General features: G+C 64.0%; 18 protein-coding genes. 9 read left to right on the forward strand and 9 right to left on the reverse strand.

Features of this window, described 5'->3' with window-relative positions; all coding sequences use genetic code 11:
• The first annotated feature begins 20 nt into the window (after positions 1-20).
• Together H5V43_RS18790 and H5V43_RS18795 are read left to right on the forward strand one after the other, a co-directional pair.
• Positions 21-788: an SDR family NAD(P)-dependent oxidoreductase gene (locus tag H5V43_RS18790; protein ID WP_044660677.1), complete on the forward strand. Its 768-nt coding sequence runs from the start codon at positions 21-23 to the stop codon at positions 786-788.
• Positions 789-846: 58 nt separating this feature from the next.
• Positions 847-2157 (forward strand): DUF1214 domain-containing protein, encoded by a 1311-nt coding sequence (locus tag H5V43_RS18795; RefSeq protein WP_229742576.1) that lies wholly within the window; start codon positions 847-849, stop codon positions 2155-2157.
• Positions 2158-2210: 53 nt separating this feature from the next.
• Here the strand turns inward: H5V43_RS18795 and H5V43_RS18800 are convergent, their stop codons facing one another.
• The gene (locus tag H5V43_RS18800; protein ID WP_025552041.1) at positions 2211-3212 is read right to left on the reverse strand and encodes an alpha/beta fold hydrolase; all 1002 of its coding nucleotides are present in this window, start codon (positions 3210-3212) and stop codon (positions 2211-2213) included.
• A gap of 69 nt (positions 3213-3281) precedes the next feature.
• Positions 3282-4433 (reverse strand): Gfo/Idh/MocA family protein, encoded by a 1152-nt coding sequence (locus H5V43_RS18805; RefSeq protein ID WP_025552039.1) that lies wholly within the window; start codon positions 4431-4433, stop codon positions 3282-3284.
• An 84-nt stretch (positions 4434-4517) separates the two neighbouring features.
• Between H5V43_RS18805 and H5V43_RS18810 the strand changes: the two genes are divergently transcribed.
• Positions 4518-5159, forward strand: coding sequence for a TetR/AcrR family transcriptional regulator (locus H5V43_RS18810; protein WP_025552037.1), 642 nt, complete (start codon positions 4518-4520; stop codon positions 5157-5159).
• Positions 5160-5215: 56 nt separating this feature from the next.
• Here H5V43_RS18810 and H5V43_RS18815 read toward each other — a convergent pair whose 3' ends face one another.
• Positions 5216-6958, reverse strand: coding sequence for an N-acyl-D-amino-acid deacylase family protein (locus H5V43_RS18815; RefSeq protein WP_044660676.1), 1743 nt, complete (start codon positions 6956-6958; stop codon positions 5216-5218).
• A 98-nt stretch (positions 6959-7056) separates the two neighbouring features.
• Here H5V43_RS18815 and H5V43_RS18820 point away from each other — a divergent pair, with 98 nt between their 5' ends.
• From H5V43_RS18820 to H5V43_RS18830, 3 genes are all read left to right on the forward strand, one after another.
• Positions 7057-7698, forward strand: coding sequence for a TetR/AcrR family transcriptional regulator (locus H5V43_RS18820; protein WP_025552035.1), 642 nt, complete (start codon positions 7057-7059; stop codon positions 7696-7698).
• 97 nt (positions 7699-7795) lie between these two features.
• Positions 7796-8761 (forward strand): SDR family NAD(P)-dependent oxidoreductase, encoded by a 966-nt coding sequence (locus H5V43_RS18825; RefSeq protein ID WP_025552033.1) that lies wholly within the window; start codon positions 7796-7798, stop codon positions 8759-8761.
• The gene (locus H5V43_RS18830; protein WP_025552031.1) at positions 8758-9663 is read left to right on the forward strand and encodes an acyl-CoA thioesterase; all 906 of its coding nucleotides are present in this window, start codon (positions 8758-8760) and stop codon (positions 9661-9663) included. Before H5V43_RS18825 ends, H5V43_RS18830 begins: the two co-directional genes overlap by 4 nt.
• Positions 9664-9813: 150 nt before the next feature.
• Here the strand turns inward: H5V43_RS18830 and H5V43_RS18835 are convergent, their stop codons facing one another.
• Positions 9814-11067, reverse strand: coding sequence for an MFS transporter (locus H5V43_RS18835; protein ID WP_037483849.1), 1254 nt, complete (start codon positions 11065-11067; stop codon positions 9814-9816).
• Between the two features lie 132 nt (positions 11068-11199).
• Here H5V43_RS18835 and H5V43_RS18840 point away from each other — a divergent pair, with 132 nt between their 5' ends.
• On the forward strand, positions 11200-12012 hold the full coding sequence (locus H5V43_RS18840; RefSeq protein ID WP_052628106.1) for an enoyl-CoA hydratase/isomerase family protein: 813 nt from the start codon (positions 11200-11202) through the stop codon (positions 12010-12012).
• Between the two features lie 54 nt (positions 12013-12066).
• Here H5V43_RS18840 and H5V43_RS18845 read toward each other — a convergent pair whose 3' ends face one another.
• Positions 12067-13053: a TauD/TfdA dioxygenase family protein gene (locus tag H5V43_RS18845; protein WP_226870230.1), complete on the reverse strand. Its 987-nt coding sequence runs from the start codon at positions 13051-13053 to the stop codon at positions 12067-12069.
• Between the two features lie 359 nt (positions 13054-13412).
• Here H5V43_RS18845 and H5V43_RS18850 point away from each other — a divergent pair, with 359 nt between their 5' ends.
• The gene (locus H5V43_RS18850) at positions 13413-14444 is read left to right on the forward strand and encodes an amidohydrolase family protein (RefSeq protein ID WP_244968716.1); all 1032 of its coding nucleotides are present in this window, start codon (positions 13413-13415) and stop codon (positions 14442-14444) included.
• 53 nt (positions 14445-14497) lie between these two features.
• Here the strand turns inward: H5V43_RS18850 and H5V43_RS18855 are convergent, their stop codons facing one another.
• A complete protein-coding gene (locus tag H5V43_RS18855; protein ID WP_025551333.1) occupies positions 14498-15244 on the reverse strand; it encodes an enoyl-CoA hydratase-related protein in 747 nt (248 codons plus the stop codon).
• Positions 15241-16344, reverse strand: a complete 1104-nt coding sequence (locus H5V43_RS18860) for an epoxide hydrolase family protein (protein WP_025551335.1) — start codon at positions 16342-16344, stop codon at positions 15241-15243. Before H5V43_RS18860 ends, H5V43_RS18855 begins: the two co-directional genes overlap by 4 nt.
• A gap of 156 nt (positions 16345-16500) precedes the next feature.
• Here H5V43_RS18860 and H5V43_RS18865 point away from each other — a divergent pair, with 156 nt between their 5' ends.
• Entirely contained in the window at positions 16501-17364 is an 864-nt protein-coding gene (locus H5V43_RS18865) for a metal-dependent hydrolase (RefSeq protein WP_037483844.1), read from the forward strand.
• Positions 17365-17419: 55 nt separating this feature from the next.
• Here H5V43_RS18865 and H5V43_RS18870 read toward each other — a convergent pair whose 3' ends face one another.
• Positions 17420-18994, reverse strand: coding sequence for an AMP-binding protein (locus tag H5V43_RS18870; RefSeq protein WP_025551339.1), 1575 nt, complete (start codon positions 18992-18994; stop codon positions 17420-17422).
• Between the two features lie 109 nt (positions 18995-19103).
• A complete protein-coding gene (locus tag H5V43_RS18875) occupies positions 19104-20447 on the reverse strand; it encodes an MFS transporter (protein WP_025551341.1) in 1344 nt (447 codons plus the stop codon).
• Position 20448: the final 1 nt, after the last annotated feature.

Below are 20448 nucleotides of genomic sequence, written 5' to 3' on the forward strand. Positions count from 1 at the left end.
CAATCGGCAGGAGATTCAGGATGGGCGACAGGCGGCGTTTCGAGGGGCGATCGGTTTTCATCACCGGCGCCGGATCGGGCATCGGTGAAGCGACGGCGCATGCCTTTGCCGAGGAAGGCGCGAAGGTGGCGATTGCCGAACTGGACCCGGCCAGGGGCGAAGCCGTGCGCGACGCCATCCGGGCCAAGGGCGGCACCGCCCTGTTCGTCGCCACCGACGCCACGGACGAGGCGTCGGTGAAGGCCGCGATCGCCGCCGCCAACGAGGCGCATGGTCCTATCGCCCACGCCTTCAACAATATCGGCATGTCGCGCCCCGGCAGCATCGAGGAGATGAGCCTGGAGGATTGGAACTGGACGATCAGCATTTCGCTGACCAGCACCTTCCTGGCGATGAAATATGAAATCCCGATGATGAAGGCCAATGGTGGCGGCACCATCGTCAATACCGCGTCCATGGCGGCGCGGCTCTACACGCCGTCCGCGCCCTGTTCCTATGCCGCGGCCAAGGCGGGGGTCATCCATCTCAGCCATCATGCGAGCTGCGCCTATGCGGACGACAATATCCGCGTGAACAGCGTGCTTCCGGGGTTGACCGCGACGCCGCAGATCGCATCCATGTTCACCGCCGAGGAGCAGGCGGAGATTGCGGGCGAGAATCAGGTGATCCGCCGCGCGGTCGATCCCCGCGAAATCGCCAATGCGGTGCTCTTCCTGTCGAGCGATGAGGCATCGATGATCACCGGGCGCGGGATCGAAGTGTCGGGCGGACGCAGGCACGGAAGCTGACATCAGCCCGTCGGGCGGCGCCCGGCCGCCCGAGGAAATGACGATATGGAGAAGGAGAGTGCCGGATGAGGACGCGAAGGACTTTGCACTGTCACGCCGAGGCCTTCTGGGCGCCGCGCTCTGCACAACGGTCGGCGGCCTGCTGCCGGCATCCGCATCGGGCGCGGCCATGAACAGCAGCGCCGCGCCTGCCGCCGCGCTCAGGGACTGGAGCGCCTATGCCGACCTGTTGAAACCGGCAGGGGCGCTCAACGCCATGACCGGCTTTCCCGAGGATGGCCAGATCCGCGCCGAGCTTTATCGCCAACTGGTGATGAACATCGCGCAATCCTATGTCTGGTATTTCCAGTCCACGCCTGAACATCCCGACTGGATGCCGTTCGAAAACAGCATCTTCCTGCTGCAACCCAATCCTGACGCCATTTATCATATCGCGCCGGTCAGCGGCGACGGCGTCTACAAGATCAGCGGCTATCGCGGCACCAACAAGGTGATGGGTTTCGCCGTCGGCGGCGGCATGTTCGGCACGCAAGACCCCAAACCCGGCTTCAACAATTATGATGCCGATGGCCTGACGCTGGGCAAGGACGGCTATTTCGAGGTGATATTCAGCGCGGAAAGGCCAAAGGACTGGACTGGCGACTGGCGTTATCTCGATCCTCAGGCGGGCGACATCATGATCCGCCAGTTCGCCTATGACTGGGGCGTCGACGTGGATGCGCGCTTCGCCATCGAACGGCTGGACAAACCGCCGCTGAAACCCCGTCTGACGCAGGAACAGATCGCGGCGCGGCTCGACGCGATCATGGGCGGTTTCGTCGAGCGTTTCTCGCGCATCTGCATCGGCTATCAGAACAAGGTCATCCATGATCTTGGCCTGAACGTCATGGAATTGTCGGGCTTCGAAGATCTGGGAAACAGCGGCGAATGGCCGCAAAAATATTTCCGGTGCATCTATGACTATCAGCCGGGCGAGGCGCTGATCATCGAGACGGAATTGCCGGAGAACTGCAAATATTGGAATGTGCAGCTTAACGACGAACTCTGGAACCAGATAGAGTTCGGCTATCGCCAGAGCAGCCTGAACGCGATGCAGGCGAAGCTGGACCGCGACGGCAAGTTCCGCGCCGTGATCGCGTTGGAAGACCCGGGCGTCGCCAATTGGCTCGACAGCGGCGGTCACAGGCGGGGCATGCTGGTGGGGCGCTGGCATGGCGCGGACAGCTATCCGATGCCGACGATCAGGAAAGTGCCGCTTTCCGAAATCGCCAGCCACCTGCCCGCCGACACGCCGAAGGTGACGCCGGACGAGCGGGAGGCTGCCCTGCGCAAGCGCAATCTGGGGCTCCAGATGCGCAGGCGCTGGTAGGATATTCTTCCGGCATCCCCGGCGCAGGGGGATGCCGGGGCCTATCGCATGTTTCAGTGCAGGCCGTCTTCCGCAGCGGCGACCATGCGCGACCAGTCATTGAGGCGCTGCCACAATATGGCGCGGGTGGAAGCGAAATTGTGCATGTGCGCCATGCGCGGCACGATGAAGAGGGAGACGTCGCGGGAAGTGGAATAGGCCGACGGCTCGCGATAAGGCTCGGGGCAGGTATCCCGCTCGCCATCCCCGACCAGCACCGGCACCGCGACACGCGCCGCATCTTCCGCGAAGACGCCGGGCAGCATCATCCGCACCGCGCAATGCGGGATGGTGAGGCTGCCGAATATCGGAGCGGTCTGCCGGATCGGGTATCCGCCCTTCATATCCTCTTCCAATATGTCGGCGGGCACATCTTCCCAGTGGAAGGGGTAGACATAATCGACCCCCTCATGGTCGTGGTCCAGATGGCTTGTGACTTCCCCACTCGCCACCTTGTCGAAGCGGCGCATGCCATGTTCGAAAGCGGCCTTGTCGCGCTGGGGCAAGGCGGTGTGGATCGCGCTGACGCCGAAAGGCGCAATCGCGTCGAAGGTGGCGAAGCGGCCCTGCGTCAATATGCTGACACCGCCGCCCATGGACTGCCCCATGCCCACCAGAAAGAGCGACGGCAAGCCGGGAAAACCCTCCGCCGCCGTGCCGTCGCGCAGGGAAGCGGCAACCTGCCGTACGCAGGCGTCATGGGTCGCCGCCATCGTCTGGAAATCGATGCTGGAGAGGTCCGGGATGCTGCTTTCCCCGACGCCCACATGGTCAATGGCGACATGGATCAGGCCGTGCCGCGCTTGCCATTCCGCCTCGTCATAGCCTTCATGACCCTCGAAGCGCATCATGAAATAATGGCGCGAATATCCGCCGCCCGGACAGGCGAAGATCGCGACGGGCCGGTCCGGCATCGCGGACGGATCGGGCAATGTCAGCGTGACGGCCATTTCGATCCCGTCTCCCAATTTTGGGGCGGCCGTAGTGACATCAATGCGCTTATGCACTCTCAGCATATGCTTCTCTCCCTGCAAATATCCCCTGGCCGGGCAGGCGGATCGTTTCGTTTATTGGATCGCGCCGGTTCAGCCCATGTCCATCATGGCGATCCAGCGCCTCTCAGCATTGGCGCGCTCGACCGCCTCGACCACCCGATGCACGGCTGCCGCCTCGGTGAAGCTGGGCGATCCTTCCGTCCCGTTGCGGATGGCATCGACCATATGCCGGAACATCCAGTCCATCGCGGCGAAGGGACGAGGCTCCGCCGTGGCGCCCGCGACGCCGGGAACGGCATAATAGTCGTCCACCGTCACCTCTTCGCAGGTGCGCTGGCCATAGGTCAACAACCGCGCATCGCCGGCATAGAGCTTTGCCGAGGGGAAATTGCCGAAGCTGTCGTCGACCAGCAGCAGCCGGCCCCTGTCGCCCCAGACCTCCACCCGCCAGCCTTCGGTGTCGGGCACGCACCAGCCCGCCTGCAGGCTGCCGATGGCGCCATTCTCCATGCGCAGCACCGCGCTGCCCAGATCGTGCGTCTCCGGCCGGAGCACTTCGCCATTGGGCAGGAACCATTCGGGCACGCCGGTCGTCAACATGCCGGTCGCCTCCGCCACCGGGCCGATCAGATGCGTCAGGAACAGCAGCGAATGGGTGGCGAAATTCCGCCACGCGCTGCCGCCGCTGCTCTTTTCCGCCAGCCAATAATAGGGGTCGGTATGTTCCGAATAGGCGCAATAGGCATAGGCCTTGTCGTTGGCGACGATCAGCGGCAGCATGAGCTGGACATTGAAGCCCAGCGGGCGGCCGATGAAGCCTTCATCGATCATGCGCTTCATCTTCTGCGCATGCGGCGACCAGCGGAATTGCGCGTCCACGACGCCGACGACGCCAGCGGCCCGCTGCGCGTCGCGCATCGCTTCGGCATCGGAAAGGCTGACCGCGAAGGGCAGGGCGTCATAGACATGCTTGCCGTTCTTCAGCGCCGCCATGACCATAGGAAAACGGAAGGATGGCCGTGTGCCGACATCGATGATGTGCAGGTCCGGATCGGCCGACATCTCCTCATGGTTCCAATAGGCTTTGGGAATGTCATATTCCCGCGCCGCCCTTTCCGCCGTTTCCTGGCGAGAGGTGCAGATGGCGGCGACTTCCACGCCCTCGATCCGCCGCCAGGCCGCGCCGTGGACCTTGAGGCTCCAGTTGGCGCTGATGATCCCCACCTTGAGCGTATCCGCCATTGCCTTGCCCCTTCGCCTTGATTTAATTGAACCTATGTGTCCAATTAAAAAGCAGCCCGCGCAAGCGGGAAGGGGATCAGGAATATGATGATTGGGCACCAGGCCCGACGGCGGCGGGGGCGTCCCACGGCGGACGAGACCCAGGCGCGCGAGCAGGCCGTCATGGAGGTCGCTGCGGCACTGTTCGAACAGCATGGCTTTGCCGGCGTAACGATGGCGGAGGTGGCGCGCCGCGCCCGCATCAGCAAGACGACGCTCTACGCCCGCTACCCCGACAAGCCGACGTTGTTCCGTGCGATATGCAGCTATGCCTGCCGCGTCCCGGCCTATCGTTTCGCGGCGGTCGCGACAGAGGGGCGTGAGCCGGACGATGTGCTGGCCGATTTTGCCGTCGCGATTGCCGAAGCGACCGCCGACCCTGCCGCCGACCGCTTCCTTCGCCTGGTCATTTTCGAAGCGCCTCGATTTCCCGAACTGGCGGAGCAGATATTGCTCGAGAGCCGCGACGTGGCCGCGCCGCTCGTCGTCTGGCTGGAGGGGCTGGCGCGGGAGGGGCGACTTGCCAGCCATGATCCGGCTTTGCTGGCGCGGCAATTCGGCGCGCTCGTGACCGGCGGCCATGACGGTCTGCTGCAATGCTCCGAACAGGAGACGGGAAAACGGATCGCCTCAGCGGTCGCATTGCTGCGGCCGCTGTTCCGCCATGAAAAAGACCGGCACGGATAGGACCGTGCCGGTCTTCAGGAGGCCCGCGCGCCCCTTATCCGCGCGGACACGCCCTATCAGGCGACTTCATGCTGCCTCACCTGCGCGGCTGCCGGAGCGCCACGGACGCCGCGCACCAGCCGGCCCGGAAGCGCGTCGGTCGCTTCGCCATTGCGGTAGGTCACGGCGCCGCTGACGAGGGTCGCGACATAGCCCTTCGACTTTTGCGACAGGCGCTTGCCGCCCGCCGGCAGGTCCGCGATCACCTGCGGCCGGTGCAGGATCATGTTGGGGATGTCGAGGACATTGATGTCCGCCTTATAACCCACGCCCAGCACGCCGCGATCGCACAGGCCCACGGAGTTTGCGGGCTGGCTGGTCAACGCCTTGATCGCGGTCGGCAGGTCCAGACCGTCCCGGCCCAGCCGCCCGGTCAGCAGATAGGTGGTATAGGCCGCGTCGCAGATCATGCCGTAATGCGCCCCGCCATCGCCCAGCGCGACGATCATATTGTCCTGCCCGATGAGGTCGCGGCTCTGGGCGAGATATTCAGGCACGTCGGACGAATAGGAACAGAGGATCGCCCGGCCGTCATCCTCCAGCAGCGCGTCGTAGATCATTTCGCGCGGATCGACGCCGCGACGCGCCGCTTCCGCCTGGATGCTGTCCTCGGCCGCGAAATTGTAATCGGCCGGATCGCTGATGCGGAACAGCGCTTTGATCGACTTGATCAGCCCGACGAAGGCGGGGTTCGGATCGTCCGGCTCCTCCGCGATCAGGCGCGCGCGCAGTTCCGGATCGCGCATCTGCGCCACCTTTTCCTCCAGCGGCAGTTGGGCGAGCGGGCGGAAGCTGGGGTTGAGCGAGAAGGGGTGGTAGCTGAGCTCCAGCCCGTACATGACGCCCATCGGACGCGGCATGAACTGGCAACGGATGGTCAGGCCATCAGCCGCCGCCTGGCGCACGCCTTCGACATAGCGGCCCCAATTGTCCGGCCGCGTCGGCATGGCGATCAGGCTGAATGTCACGGGAACGCCCGCCTGCTGGGCGATGGTGCGGAAAATCTTCAGTTCCACCTCGGCATCATTGTCGAGATTGGGGTTGCACTGGAACGTGCCAGCGCCCGCATCCTTCAGGCCCTCGGCCAGGGCCAATACCTCGTCCAGTTCCGTCGTGACCGAAGGCGCGAGTTCGCCGGAACGGAAACGGTGGAACAGATTGCGCGAACTGGCGACGCCCAGCGCACCGGCCTTCACTGCCTCGCTGACGCAGCGGCGCATTTCGACCAGATCCTCCAGCGTTGGAGGCTCCAGATTGGCGCCACGCTCACCCATGACGAAGACGCGCAAGGGGCTGTGGGGGATTTGCGCGGCGAAATCGACGTCGGACACGCGCTGGTCCAGCGCGTCGAGATAGTCGGGGAAGCTGTTCCAGTTGAACGGCACGCCTTCGGCCATGACGACTTCGGGAATATCCTCGACCCCCTCCATCAGCTTGATCATCAATTGATGATCGCCGTCCCGCACCGGCGCGAAGCCGACGCCGCAATTGCCCATGACGACGGTGGTGACGCCGTGATTGGACGAAGGAGCCATGCGGTTTTCCCAGGTGATCTGGCCGTCATAATGGGTGTGGACATCGACGAAGCCGGGCGTCACCGTCAGGCCGCGCGCATCGATTTCCTCCGGAGCCGAAGCCTCGATCCTGCCGATTTCAGCGATCACGCCGTCCTTCACGCCGACATCCGCGACATAGGGCTGGGCGCCGGTGCCGTCCACGATCGTGCCACCGCGGATCACCACGTCGAATTGACTGCTCATGCCTCTCCTTTCAGAATCGCCACGCAATGGAGTCGCGTAGATAAATAGTATGTGCTATTTATAGCATCGATGAAGACAGGACAATGGCCTAGTGACGCATGCATGATATTTCCGATCGCCCCCAGGACGTTGCCGTTCCTCGTCGCCGCGCCCGGCGGTCGACGGCGGAAATTCGGGCGCTCATTCTCGACGCTGCCCGCGCGGTCTTCGCGGAGCGGGGCTTTGCCGGCGCGACGACGCGCCATATCGCTGCCCGCGCGGAGGTGGCGGAGCCTTTGATCTTCAACAATTTCGGCAGCAAGGAGGCTTTGTTCACCGAAGCGGTGACCGAGCCGTTCAATGCCCGTTTCCGCGAATTCCTGGACTACAGCGACACGCTGCCGCCCGACCGTGAGGAACGCAGCATGCGCTTCGTCCAGGCGCTGTATCCCTTTCTGCGCGACCATGCCGATCTGTTGCTGGCGATGGTCAAGTCCAGGGGGGACGTGGATGCGGCGGCCATTCATGGTCTGGACGACTATTTCACGCGCGCCGTCGCCCGCATGCGATCGCAATATGAGCAGGCGGGGCTGGAATTCGACGTGCCGCCGGAACTGATGGTCCGCTATGGATTCGGCATGCTGGCCGGATCGGTCCTGCTGGGCGACTGGTTCTTTCCCGAGGGCGGACCGGACCCGGACGTCGAGGAAAGCGTTCTGGCGCGCATGCTTTTCAAGGCGAGCGAACCCAAACAGCTTTGAGTTACGGCGCCGCCATTCATCACATGGCCGAAATTCCATCGCCCGGCTTGGCGGCCGGCCGGGCTGCCGCCATGGTCGGCGCCTGATGGAGGCGCGGATGGCGATCGATTTCAACGGGCAAGTGGCTGTGGTGACGGGTGCGGGCGGCGCGCTTGGTTCGGCCTTCTGCCGGGAACTGGCGCGCAGAGGTGCGGCTGTGGTCGCCAATGACCTGGGTGGAGATCCGACGGGGCAGGGCGGATCGACCGGCTATGCCGATGCCGTCGTGGAAGAACTCAGGAATCTGGGCGCCCGCGCCATCGCCAATTACGACACGGTGGCGACCGAGACGGGAGGACAGGCCGTCGTCGATGCCGCGATGGCCGCCTTCGGCCGGGTCGACATCGTCATCTCCAATGCCGGCAATCAGCGGAACGGAGCTTTCGGCGCACTGACCGGGGAGGACATCGAATCCGTGCTGGCCGTTCATGTGAAGGGCGCGTTCAACATATGCCAGCCCGCCTATCGCGCCATGATGGAGCAGGGCTATGGCCGGATCGTGCTGGTCAGTTCGCAATCGGGCGTATTCGGCAACCCCTATCGCGCCAATTATGGGGCTGCCAAGACGGCGCTGATCGGCCTGATGAACGTCATCGCGCAGGAGGCTCCCGCAGGGATCGTCGTCAATACGCTCTTCCCCAATGCGCAGGGCGGGCGGCTGGGCGGCACCCCTGTCGAGCAGCGCCCGGACATCGCTTTCCTCAAGGCCGCAGGCGCCCGGACCCGTCATTTCATCGAAGGGATGAAGCCGGAATTCGTCGCCGCCCTGGCCTGCTATATGGCCAGCCGGGACTGCACCTCCTCCCAGCATATGTATTCGGTGCTGGGCGGCAAATATTCGCGGCTGTTCGTCGGCCTGACGCGGGGCTGGTACAGCCCCGGCCCGGACGCGCCGAGCTGCGACGACATCGCGGCCCATATCAGCGAGATCGACGACCGCTCGGAATATGACCTGCCGTTGAGCGGTCTGGACGAGATGGATACGGTCCTGTCGGTGCGGCGCGCTCTGGGACTCGATGCATGATCGCGGCGGATGGGCCGTTCCATGACGATAGACCCCTGCCGACGCGGGATGCTATTTCCGACATCCTCGATGTCACGCAAACGGGACCGGACCGGTTCACCGGATCGGCCGGAGCGCACAATCACATCGGGTCGGTGTTCGGCGGGCGATTGCTGGCCCAGGCCTTGCTGGCAGGGATGAAGACGGTGGAAGCGCTGCCCGCAAGCTCTTTCCACGCCTATTTCCTGGCCGCCGGGCGCACGGATCGGCGGCTCGACTATCAGGTTGCGCGCCTGCGCGACAGCCGTCGCTTCGCGAACCGTCAGATCACCGCCTGTCAGGATGGGCGGGCGATCTTCACGATGATGGCCGAATTCCATGCGCCAGAGGAGGGATTCGTCCATCAGAACGCAGCGATGCCTGTCGTGCCGCCGCCCGAGCGGGTCGCGCCGATCCAGCATTTCGTGCGCGAACGGGCGGCGGAGTTGGAACAGGCGGTGACGCACAACTTCGCCGCCGCCCTGGCGATAGAGATGCGCCCGATCGCGCCGGAAGACTATTTCCTCGCACGGCCGACCGAAGCGGCGCGATCATTCTGGTTCCGCCAGTCCGGCGCCGCCACTGTGGAGGACAGCCGGTTGCAGCAGTGTCTGCTCGCCTTCGCCAGCGATTACTGGCTGGGCGGCGCCGCGGCGATTCCGCATTTCCTGCCCACCAACAGCGGCGAATTCCTGATCACCAGCATGGATCATGCGATGTGGTTCCACCGCCCTGCCCGCTGCGAGGCATGGATGCTGCATCATACGTCCAGCCCGTCGGCAGGTGATGGCCTGGGCCTCACGACGGGGCGGATTTTCGACCGCGATGGCCGTCTGATCGCGTCGACCGCCCAGGAATGCCTGATGCGCCGCCTCCGGACTTGAGGCGAGCTTAGAGCCAATCGACATTCAGCCCTGACGGCCTGCGAATGACGCTTTTCCGTGCTTCCGGTGCTCACGTACTTTGAGTACGCTGCGCGCCGGGTCACGGAAAACCACCATTTTCGGCTCGTCATCTTCTGAATGTCGATGGCTCTAGTCCGGTTGGCCGCCCTTCGGATAACGCCCCATCATCAGGTAGAACAAGGCGGCGAGAAAGAAGCTGCTTGAACAAGCCAGCAGGGCAATGTCGTAACTGCCGAAACGATCATAGGCCATGCCGATCAGGCTGGCGCCTACCGCGACGCCAAGCGCGATGCCCAGCGTCGACAGGCTGTAGATGGTGGCATAGCTGCGCAGCCCGAAATAGCGCGCGATCATGAAGGCGACGATATCGATCTCCGCCCCCTGGCCAAGGCCGATCATCAGCACCGCGCCATAGAAAAGCGCGGGCGGTACATCGTGCTGGAGCAGCAGCAGGCAACCGACCGCAGGCGCGAAATTCAGGATGAAGGCAATTGCGGGCGCCCAGAAGCGATCGACCAGGACACCGCTGAGCAATGCGCCCATGGCGGCAGCCGCGCCCATCATCGATACCGCGCCCACGGCGGCGACGGCATCGAGCCCCTTTTCCACGCCAAGCGGCTTCATCTGGGAGAGCAACGCCACCACCGGCACATAGTTGAGAACGGACGCCGCGATGAGGATGCGGACCTTGCCATTGGCCAGCAGCGACAGCGCGCTGTCAGCACGGGGCAGCGCGGTGCGTCCGGACCGCAGCTCCGCAGTGCGTGAGGGCACCCAGAACCAGATGAGAGGCAGCGCGATCAACAGGATGAAGGCGGCAAGCAGCAGATAGCCGCCCGACGATCCGAAGCGCAGGATCATCGGATATAGCGCCATCGGCATCAACGCACCCGCGACCGCCAGCCCCGACCGGCCTATGGCGAGCGCGGTCCCCCGCGTCCGCTCGAACGCGCCGCTCAGGATGCGCGTGACGGTGATGCCGGTCGTCGCCATGCCGACGAGCGCAAAGCCGAAATGCACCGCGTAGAAATAGCCGAGCGATCCGCCCATGGAAGCGAGCAGCCCATAACCGATGGCGGTCAGCAGCAGGCCCGCCGACAATATCGGTCTGACGCCGTGACGATCCGTCATCCGGCCGATGACCGGCGCGATGAAAGCGATGATCAGGCCGAAGCTGTGGACGAAGGCGATGTCCCCGCGCGACCAGCCGAACTGCTGCTGCAAGGGTTCCACGAACAGGCTGGAAACCGCAGAATAGAGGGAATAGCCCAGCGATCCTGCGAACAGCGCCGCAACGCCGGGACGCCAGGCGCGCCTCCATTCTTGCGCGATCAGATGCAATTGGGATGTACCGGCGGCGTCAGGGGGCGGGTGCGGGCTCATGCCCCATTCCTGCGCGAAAGCGGGCGATGGGAACAGCCGCATCCCATTTCTACGCATATGTGTAGAGACCATGGCCATGGCTTGCCAGCGGGTCGACGGCGGCGGCACCGTCATGGCCATGTTGGGGAGAGGATGATGGCCGAGGATATTGTCGTCGAACGGCTGACGGACGGCCAGGGAATCGCGCTCGTAACGCTCAATCGGCCCGCGCGCATGAACGCCCTGCTTCGGGAGACGGTCGCCCGCTTCAACGGGCTGATGGACGAACTGGCGGCCGACGCCGCCTGCCGGGCCGTCATCGTCACCGGCGCGGGGCGAGGCTTCTGTTCAGGGCAGGATCTCGCGGCGACCAACCAGCGTAACCAGACGGGCAGCAGCGGCGTCATCGAGAAACTTCACTGGCAACAACAGTTCGCCGGCATGGGCGGACGCATCCGGTCCATGCCGAAACTGGTGATCGCGGCGGTCAATGGCCCGGCTGTGGGTGCGGGCATGGCGATCGCGCTCAGCGCCGATGTACGGATCGCGACCCCCGCAGCGAAATTTCTGGTGGCGGCGGTGCGGATCGGGCTGACCGGCGGCGAAAGCGGCATCTCCTATCTGCTGCCGCGCATGATCGGCGCGGCGCGAGCCTTCGACATATTGCTGACCGGCCGCGCGATCGAGGCGGAGGAAGCCGAGCGCATCGGCCTTGTGCGATCGCTGTCCGATCCGCGGTCGTTGATCGACGACGCCATCGCCTATGCGCGCTCCGTTCTGGCAAACAGCCCCTATTCGGTCGCCCATACCAAGGCGCTGATGTGGGCCAATCTGGATGCCAACAGCTATGAAGCCGCGATCCAGGCAGAAAACCGGGCGCAGATACTGGGCACGATGACCGAGGATTATAGCGAGGCGACCGCCGCTTTCATGGAAAAGCGGCCGCCGCATTTTTCGGGACGATAGGCCAAAGGCGCCCCGTCACGGCCCGAAGGCGGTGACAAGGCGCTTCCCTGATTGTCAATCCACGATCCGCTTGACGGCCCGGTTGCGGTCGAGCGTGGGATCGAGATAGCGGCCCACCGCATAGTCGCCCATGATCGTGGTGCGTCGGGCGCTGCGTGGGACGTTCAACGGCACGCCCTCCGCATGGTGAATCATCCGCCAATTATCCCACACCAGCATGTCGTTCTTCTGCCAGTCGTGGAAATAGGCATGTCGCTCGTCGGTCAGATGCGCCGCCAGTTCGGCGAGCAGCGAATCGCTTTCGGCCCGATCCATGCCCAGAATATACTGCGCCTGCAGCGGTGAAATCTTCAGCGCCTTGCGCCCGGTCTCCCGCTGGGTGATGACCATCGGGTGGACGACGGGCGGGAAATCATATTTCGTTCCGCCAGAAGGCGTGTCGCGCGCCAAGGCACGGAGATCGGCCGGGACGCCATATTTGCACTGCATGAAGTCCGTCACGAAATGATAGACGACCTCCATGCCGTCGATCTTCTCCTTCATTCCGGGCGACAGCCGCTCATAGGCTTCGATCGCATCGATGAACCCGGTTCGGCCAAGCTGCGTCGCCGGCTTCTCCATGCGGAGCACCGCGCCGCGCACGATCGTCGGCATGAAGCTCTGGTCCCAATGCCACGGGATATAGCCCGCCCGGTCATGCCCGCCGAAATGATAATCGGTCTGGAAGCGGGGCTTGTCGTCCGCCGGGTCATATTTCAGCGTCATCATGAACTGGTTATTGGGATCGTTCATATCGGCGGTCGCAGCCGGCTCCATCTCCCCGAACAGACGGCTCAGCCGCATCTGCGCTTCGTCATCGGCATCGGGATCGCGGAACAGCAGCAGTCCGGCCTCGATCCATATGTCGCGGATTGCGTTTGCCATGTTGTCGTCCAGCGGGCGCGACAGATCGACGCCGATGATCTCCGCACCGAAACCGGGGCTGAGCGCGCGGACCTTGAGCCCGGCCCTTTCCTGAACCTCGTCTTCTTTCAGCATCATTCTCTCCTCGCGCATGCGGCCGGGCCATAACGGCGGACCAGTGCGCTCATGTTAAACCTTACCCATTGCCCCTATAATCGGGCAATTTTCGAAAAAACTATTCAATATCATTGAACAATGATCTTGAATGGACTTTCGACAACTCATCAGAAGTCTGATGACATCGCCCGGAACCCGCCCATAACGGCGCCTATTGCTTCGGCCATGCTATAAGGGCGAGCAAGACGGGGGTGGCGGACGGCAGCCCCGTGTCGGACGAGATCCCCAAGAAGGAATGGAAAAGGATGAATAGTTTCACCGCGACCCCGTGGCCCAAGGACCGCGTCATGCCGGCCCGATCGTGGGAGAGGCCCGCCGGCATGCGCGTCATTTCCAGCGACGATCATCTGATCGAGGAACCGGGGCTGTGGGAAAACCGGCTGAAGGGCGCGGACAAAGATCGCGCGCCTAAATATTGGAAGGACGAGACGGGCTTCCATCTCGAAGTCGACGGGCAGAATTATGACGTCCCCGGCCTGCCGCCGACCTTCCCCGAAGGGCGCGAGGGCTTTTGGGATGTCGACAAGCGCCTGGCGGACATGGACGCGGAGGGCATTGACGCCGCCATCATCTATCATGGCCGCCTCAACAGCCTGATCCGCATGCCGGACAAGGAATTCTGGTATCGCTGCGTCGATGTCTGCAATGAATGGGCCGCGGAATGGAAGGAAGCGGCGCCCGACCGGCTGTTCCCCGTCGCGCTGCTGCCCACCTTCCTGTGGCCGGAACGAACGAAGGATTATCTCCAGAAGCTGAAGCAGCTCGGCTACAAGGCGATCGACATTCCCGTCAGTCCCAAGGGCGTGCGCTACAACAGCAAGGATATGGACCCGTTCTGGGAAGCGATCCAGGAAAGCGGCTTTCCCGTCTCCTTCCATATCGGCGCCTATCTCCAATATAGCGGCCGGGGCTCATTGGGCGCGAACCTGAACGCCAATCTGATGCCCTTCACCGGGCTGTTCGGACAGCTGGTTTTCTCCGGCCTGTTCGACCGTTTCCCCGGCCTGCGCGTCGTCTTCACCGAAGGCGGCGCGAGCTGGGTGCCCGGCACGCTGGAAAATGCCGACAAGGTCGCACGCGACTATGCGACCGAATTGCGGCCCAAGCTGGCGCAGAAGCCGAGCTGGTACTGGCATAACCACTGCTACACCACCTTCATGGAAGACGATGTCGCGATGGAGAATATCACGCGCATCGGGGATGGCCGGGTGATGTGGTCGACCGACTATCCGCATCCGGAAGGCGTGATGGGCAGCAGCGACGCCATCATGAAGCGCATCTTCGATACGGTGGGCGAGCCCGCCGCGCGCAAGGTGCTGGGCGAAACGGCGGCCCAACTCTGGGGCATCTGATCGGATAAGGGGTAAGGGAAGGGGAGCGGACCTGAGGTTCGCTCCCCTTTCTTTCAGCCGGGCGTCGCGCTGCTCCACGCCATGGCGCCCATGGCCTTGCGCTTTTGCAGCGCTTCCGTCTCGATCGCCAGCGCGTCGGCCAGCGTGCCTTCCGTTCCGCGATCGATCACGCTCTTGGACATGCGGATCAGGCCGGGATCGTGCGCGGCGATCGCCCCGGCGATCTCGATGGCTCTGGGCAGCAATTGCTCAGCCGGCAGAAGCTCATTGGCCAGGCCCACGCGCAAGGCCGTGGCGGCATCGACCGGCTGGCAACTCAATATCATCTGGCGGGCGAAGCGCGCGCCCACGGCGTGGGGCAGGCGCGACCCCATGCCGCTGCCGGACAATGCGCCGATCTTCGCATGCGTATCGGCAAACCGGGCATTCTCGCTGGCCAGAATGAAGTCGCAACCCAGCGCCAGCTCAAGCCCGCCAGTATAGGCCGCACCGCCGACCGCGGCGATCATGGGCTTGCCCAGGCGCGGTACGCGCTGGATCAGCGCCGTCACGCTCTGGCGCGGCGCATCAGGAGCAGAGAAGGTCTTAAGGTCCAGCCCGGCGCAGAAGGCCGGCGGCGCGCCCGTCAACACGCCCACCCGCCAGCGGTCGTCCTGCACGAAAGCATCGAATGCCGCGTTCATGGCGTCAAGCAGCGCGGGATCGATCGCATTGCGTTGCGCCGGCCGGTTCATCGTCAGCAACATTATGCCTTCGCCGGCTTCCTCGGCCAGCAGCACGCCATTCGGTTCCAGCGTCATATCTGGCTCTCGAAAAATGCGATGACGTCGCGGGCGAACGCCTGGGGTTCCTCCATCGCGGCGAAATGCCCGCCCGCGTCCATCTTCGTCATGCGGACCACATGATATTGCCGCTCGGCCAGGGCGCGGCTGGGCATGGGATAGAATTCGCCGGGAAAATGGGCGAGCGCGGTGGGCACTGTCACCGGCCCGGCCGCCAGCGCGTCGCCGTTCAGGCCGTAATACATCCAGATCGACGACATCACATTGTCGGTGACCAGATAGGACATGAGGTTCGTGATCAGATGGTCCTTGCTGAACCGGCTCTCTATATTGCCCTTGGTGTCGCCCCAGCGCCAGAATTTCTCGACCACCCAGGCCGCCCAGCCGACTGGATTGTCATGCAGCGCCAAGCCGATGGTCTGCGGTTTGGTGGCCTGTTCGTGATGATAGCCGCTTTCCGCCTCCATCACCGTGCGGACCTGCGCCCAATAGTCGAGCAGTTCCGCATCGGCATCGGCATGCGGCGGCGGCGCCATGAAGAAATTGAGATGGATCGCCGCCACGACATCGGCGTGGCTGATGCCCAACTGCGTCGTCACCGCCGATCCCCAGTCGCCCCCCTGCGCGAAGAAGCGCGGATAGCCCAGCACGTTCACCATCAAGGCGCGCCACAAGGCGGCGACGCGGGCGGGACCGATCGGCCGCGGCGGCCGGCCCGACCAGCCATAGCCGGGCAGCGACGGCACGACGACGGAAAAGCCCGCCTCCACCAGCAGCGGGATCGCCTCCTGGAACTCCACCACCGATCCCGGCCATCCATGCGTCAGCAGGATCGGCGGCCTGTGCGTGTCACTGTCCCGCACATGATAGAAATGAATGGGGATGCCGTCGATCTCGACCATGAACTGCGGCCAGCGGTTGAGCTTCTCCTCCTCCGCGCGCCAGTCATATGCCGAACGCCAATAATCGACCAGCTCGGCCAGATAGCGCGCATCCATGCCATATTTCCACTGGTCGGGATCGTCGGGCATATAGCCGATGCGACTGTCCGCCAGCCGGTGCCGGATATGATCGAGCACAGACTGCGGCACGTCGATGCGGAAGGGGGTGGGGGTCAAAGGGCCTCTCCTCAATGATCGGCCGATTCATAATGCTTCCATCCCCTGGCCGAATATCCATGGGCGGATGCATCACAGTCATGATCGGACTCCCGGGCAGTCATGACGGGAGAACGGGCCGGTGGTACGATGGCGTATCCTTGATGACAACGAAAGATGGAGGGGGAGCCAGTGGGCATCGTCATACGCTATCCACGTATCGATTTTTCAAAGGTGCGCGCGCATTGGGCACCCAATATCGCCTTCGCCCAGTTTCAGAACGCGACCTCGATCATTCCCGCCCCGGTCGAACCCTGGCTGATCAAGGTGCTGAACATCGCGATGGAGCGCCTGCCCGCCGGTTCGGAGCAACTGCGCGAGGACATGGCCGCCTTCATCGGCCAGGAATCGCAGCATTACCGCCAGCATCAGAAGTTCAACAAGGTGATCGCGGCGCAAGGCTATCCCCGGCTGGCCGAGTTCGAGAAGAAGCTGGCCGACGATCTGGACGCTTTCCTGAAGAACCGCTCGCTCAAATTCATGCTCGCCTATGCCGACGGCTTCGAATCGCTGGGCGCGGTGCAGGGCGGCATCTGGTTCGAGCGGATGGATGCGCTGATCGAAGGCGCCGACCCCAATGCCGTGGCATTCTGGAAATGGCATATGGCCGAAGAGTTCGAACATCGGGAGGTCTGCTTCCAGATCTATCACCGGATTTACAGCCGCGGCCTGTGGGGCAGGATCTGGAACGGCTATTTCTACCGTGTCTATGGCTGCCTCTATGCCATGGTTCATTTGCGGGGTTTCATGGACCGCATGTTTTCCTACCTGATCGAACAGGACAAGAAAAGCATGACGCCTGCCGAACAAGCCGCGCTTGATCGCGACATCAAGGCGCTCAACAATTTCCAGCTCAGGGTATTTTTCCCACAACTGCTCAAGAACTTGCTGCCCTGGTACGATCCGGGGAAAAAGCCAACCCCGCCCGGGCTGTTCGATTTTCTCCGCCAGTTCGAAAAATCGGGACCGGCGGAGGCCTGAGCTGACGGTTCGCCAGAAATGACGGGGCGCGCGGCGCTGACGCCCTTCTTCCCGGTCACGCGCTTTTATACAGTTCCTTCAGCGCGAACTTGATCACTTTCCCTGTCGAATTCATCGGCAGCGCGTCGAGGAAGGTGACGCCGCGAGGAATCTTGTAATTGGCGAGATTGGCCTTCGCCCAGCCGATCACCTCCTCCGCCGTGATGGAGGAACCGGCGGCCCGGACGATGAAGGCATGGCCCACTTCGCCCAGCCGCTGGTCGGGCACGCCGATGATGGCGGACTGGTGGATGCCCGGCAGGCCCGTCATCTGCTTCTCGATCTCCGCCGGATAGACGTTGAATCCGCCGACGATATACATGTCCTTCAGCCGGTCGGTGAGCTTCAGATACCCGTCCGCATCCAGACAGCCGACATCGCCCGAATGCAGCCAGCCATCGGCGTCGAGCGTGGCGCGGGTCGCCTCCGGATTGTCGAGATATTCGATCAGCAGCTTGTCGTCGCGGATCAGCACTTCGCCCGGCTCTCCCACCCCCAGCGAGCGGCCATCCGGCCCGGCGACGCGGATTTCGGTGCCGGGGATCGCCGTGCCGACCGTATAGGCGATGCGTTCCATGGGATCGCCCGGCCGGGTGTGCGTCGCGGAGCCGCAGCATTCGGTCATGCCATAGCCGGTGCTGATCTCCTGGATCGGGGTTTCGGCCTGGAGCCGTTTCATCAGTTCGATCGGCACGACGGTCGATCCCGTCGACATGAAGCGCCAGCTCGAAATGTCCCAATCGCGCCAGTTGGGAAAGGCGAGCATTTCCTGGAACACGGTCGGCGGCGCGGGCATAACGGTGATCCGGTTCTTCGCCACCAGGTCGAGCACGCTTGCCGGATCATAGGCTTCGGGCCAATAGAGCGTGCTGCCCGCGATCAGCGATGCGACCCAGCCCGCCTTGTAGGATGCGTTGTGCGAGAAGGGACCGAAGGCGGCATAGCGGTCGTCCGCCGTCTGCCGGGCGATGTCGACCCATGCCTGACCGCCGCCCAGCGACCGGCGATGATCGAAAAGCGCGCCCTTGGGCGCTCCCGTCGTGCCGGACGTGAACATGAGGTCCGCCAGCGTGTCCGGCTTCACCATCGCCTCGCGCTCGGCAAGCTGCGCGTCGCTGCTGTTTGCGGCCAGCGCGACGAAATCCTCGAAACCGATTTCGCCTTCGCCCAGTTCCTGCGGTTCGGCGCGCAACACGATGCGGCGGCGCAGGCCGGGCATCGCTTCGTCCTTCAGCATGGCCGGATAATAGCGGCCCAGGAAACTGCCGATGGAAAACAGGCGGACAATCTGTCCCCGCCGCACGATGTCCGACACCTCGCCGCCCTTCAGGCGTGTGTTGAGCGGCACCATCACGCCCGCGGCGCGCTGGATGCCGATGGCGATGGCGACCCATTCCCACATATTGGGCGCCCAGATGGCGGCCCGGTCGCCCGGCCGGGCGCCGTCCGCGATCAGGGCCTTGGCGACCAGATCGGCCTGGCGGTCGAGTTCGCGATAGCTGATCGCCCCGTCAGTCTGCGAAACCAGGGCCGGGCGGTCCCCGTGACGCGCGGCGGCGCTGCGCATGAGGGCGGGAATAGTCGTCGTCATGATGGCCTTTTCGTCAGGATTCTGGTGCCGATGCCATGTTGCAGCATGGGCCGAACTCGCCTTCGAAGGAAGGACAAGCTTGGCATCACCGTGGTTGTGATGGCTGGCTTCATCGATCCAGATGGCGCAGGAAATCGCCCCGCGCCGACCAGACCATCCAGGCCGCGAGCGGTCCGGCGGTCAGCAGGCCGGTGATGATCGCCCAGCCCAGCTTCATGGGATCGCCATAGACATAATCCGTCAGGAAACCGATCAGCATCGGTCCCAGCGCATAGCCGCACAGATTGGACGCCAAAACCATCAGCGCGGCGAAGCGTCCGCGCATCTCGATGGGCGCGATCATCTGCACGGCGGCCATGGTCGGCCCATAGCTCGACCCCATGGTCATCATCATCAGCGTGATCGCGCCGAACAGCAGGGCGAAATTGCCGGCTGCGAAGGCCGCCGCCAGAACCGGGGGAATCGCGATGCAGAAGCCGCACAGCAACCGCAGCGCCATGTCGCGGGTGCCGCGCGCGAAGCGATGGTCGATCAGCACGCCCAGCGACAGCCCGCCGACGATGCCGCCCAGCGCGACCGCGACCGACATCATCGTTCCCACCTCCGCCGCGCTGACGCCCAGCACGCGGCGGGCATAGGTCGGCGTCCATACCATCGTCCCCTGAATGGCGACGGCCATCACCGCCGATCCCAGGATCAGCCCCAGCATCAGCCGGGGATGCGCGCCGATATGGCGGAAGAAGGCGCCCCAGCTTGCCGCCTGCCGGTCGGGCGGAGGCTGGCTGCGGCGCTTCGGCTCGCGAAAGGCGAAAGCGAGGAAGGCGACCGCCACGCCGGGCAGGCCCGTCACCACCAGCACTTGCCGCCAAGGGGCAAGCCCCGCGAACGGACCGCTCAACGGCTCCGCGCTGAACAGCGCGAGCAGGTTGCCGCCCAGCGCGTAGGACAGCGATATGCCGATGACGCCGGACACGGAAAGGCAGGCGATCGGCGTCGTCAGCCGATGACGGGGGAAGATGGAGGCAAGGAGCGACTGCCCAGCGGGGGATACCGCCGCCTCGCCCGCGCCCACCAGCAGCCGGCCGGCGAAGAGCTGGCTGTAGCTGCGCGCCAGCCCTGTGCCCGCCGCCGCCAGCGACCAGACCACGATGCCGGTGAACATGATCGCGCGCCGCGAATAACGGTCGACCAGCCCGCCGATCACCAGCCCCATCAGCCCGTAGAAGAGGGCGAAGGACAGGCCTTGCACCAGGCTGATCTGGAAATCGTTGAGGCCAAGGTCGGCCCGCATCTCCGGGATCAGCACCGATATGACTTGCCGGTCGATCATCGACACGATCTGGAAGATCATCAGGATGAAGACGGTCCACCAGGCGCTGGCCGGACCATAATTGTCCGGCCAGTGACTGGTCTGGGCGGGGGCGTCGGCGGGGCCATCCACGCGCGCGTGCAAG

The sequence above is a fragment of the Sphingobium fuliginis genome (assembly GCF_015074805.1).
In the GTDB taxonomy this organism is placed as follows: Bacteria; Pseudomonadota; Alphaproteobacteria; order Sphingomonadales; family Sphingomonadaceae; genus Sphingobium; species Sphingobium fuliginis.

Excerpts from the sequence above, each read along its gene's own strand:
- H5V43_RS18855 (WP_025551333.1), bottom strand. The coding sequence starts at position 15,244 with ATGACGCTGGAACCGAATGGCGTGCTGCTGGCCGAGGAAGCCGGCGAA.
- H5V43_RS18845 (WP_226870230.1), bottom strand. The coding sequence starts at position 13,053 with ATGATGCTGAAAGAAGACGAGGTTCAGGAAAGGGCCGGGCTCAAGGTC.
- H5V43_RS18870 (WP_025551339.1), bottom strand. The coding sequence starts at position 18,994 with ATGACGACGACTATTCCCGCCCTCATGCGCAGCGCCGCCGCGCGTCAC.
- H5V43_RS18835 (WP_037483849.1), bottom strand. The coding sequence starts at position 11,067 with ATGAGCCCGCACCCGCCCCCTGACGCCGCCGGTACATCCCAATTGCAT.
- H5V43_RS18800 (WP_025552041.1), bottom strand. The coding sequence starts at position 3,212 with ATGCTGAGAGTGCATAAGCGCATTGATGTCACTACGGCCGCCCCAAAA.
- H5V43_RS18840 (WP_052628106.1), top strand. The coding sequence starts at position 11,200 with ATGATGGCCGAGGATATTGTCGTCGAACGGCTGACGGACGGCCAGGGA.
- H5V43_RS18810 (WP_025552037.1), top strand. The coding sequence starts at position 4,518 with ATGATGATTGGGCACCAGGCCCGACGGCGGCGGGGGCGTCCCACGGCG.
- H5V43_RS18825 (WP_025552033.1), top strand. The coding sequence starts at position 7,796 with ATGGCGATCGATTTCAACGGGCAAGTGGCTGTGGTGACGGGTGCGGGC.
- H5V43_RS18790 (WP_044660677.1), top strand. The coding sequence starts at position 21 with ATGGGCGACAGGCGGCGTTTCGAGGGGCGATCGGTTTTCATCACCGGC.
- H5V43_RS18805 (WP_025552039.1), bottom strand. The coding sequence starts at position 4,433 with ATGGCGGATACGCTCAAGGTGGGGATCATCAGCGCCAACTGGAGCCTC.
- H5V43_RS18830 (WP_025552031.1), top strand. The coding sequence starts at position 8,758 with ATGATCGCGGCGGATGGGCCGTTCCATGACGATAGACCCCTGCCGACG.
- H5V43_RS18820 (WP_025552035.1), top strand. The coding sequence starts at position 7,057 with ATGCATGATATTTCCGATCGCCCCCAGGACGTTGCCGTTCCTCGTCGC.
- H5V43_RS18815 (WP_044660676.1), bottom strand. The coding sequence starts at position 6,958 with ATGAGCAGTCAATTCGACGTGGTGATCCGCGGTGGCACGATCGTGGAC.
- H5V43_RS18865 (WP_037483844.1), top strand. The coding sequence starts at position 16,501 with ATGGAGGGGGAGCCAGTGGGCATCGTCATACGCTATCCACGTATCGAT.
- H5V43_RS18850 (WP_244968716.1), top strand. The coding sequence starts at position 13,413 with ATGCGCGTCATTTCCAGCGACGATCATCTGATCGAGGAACCGGGGCTG.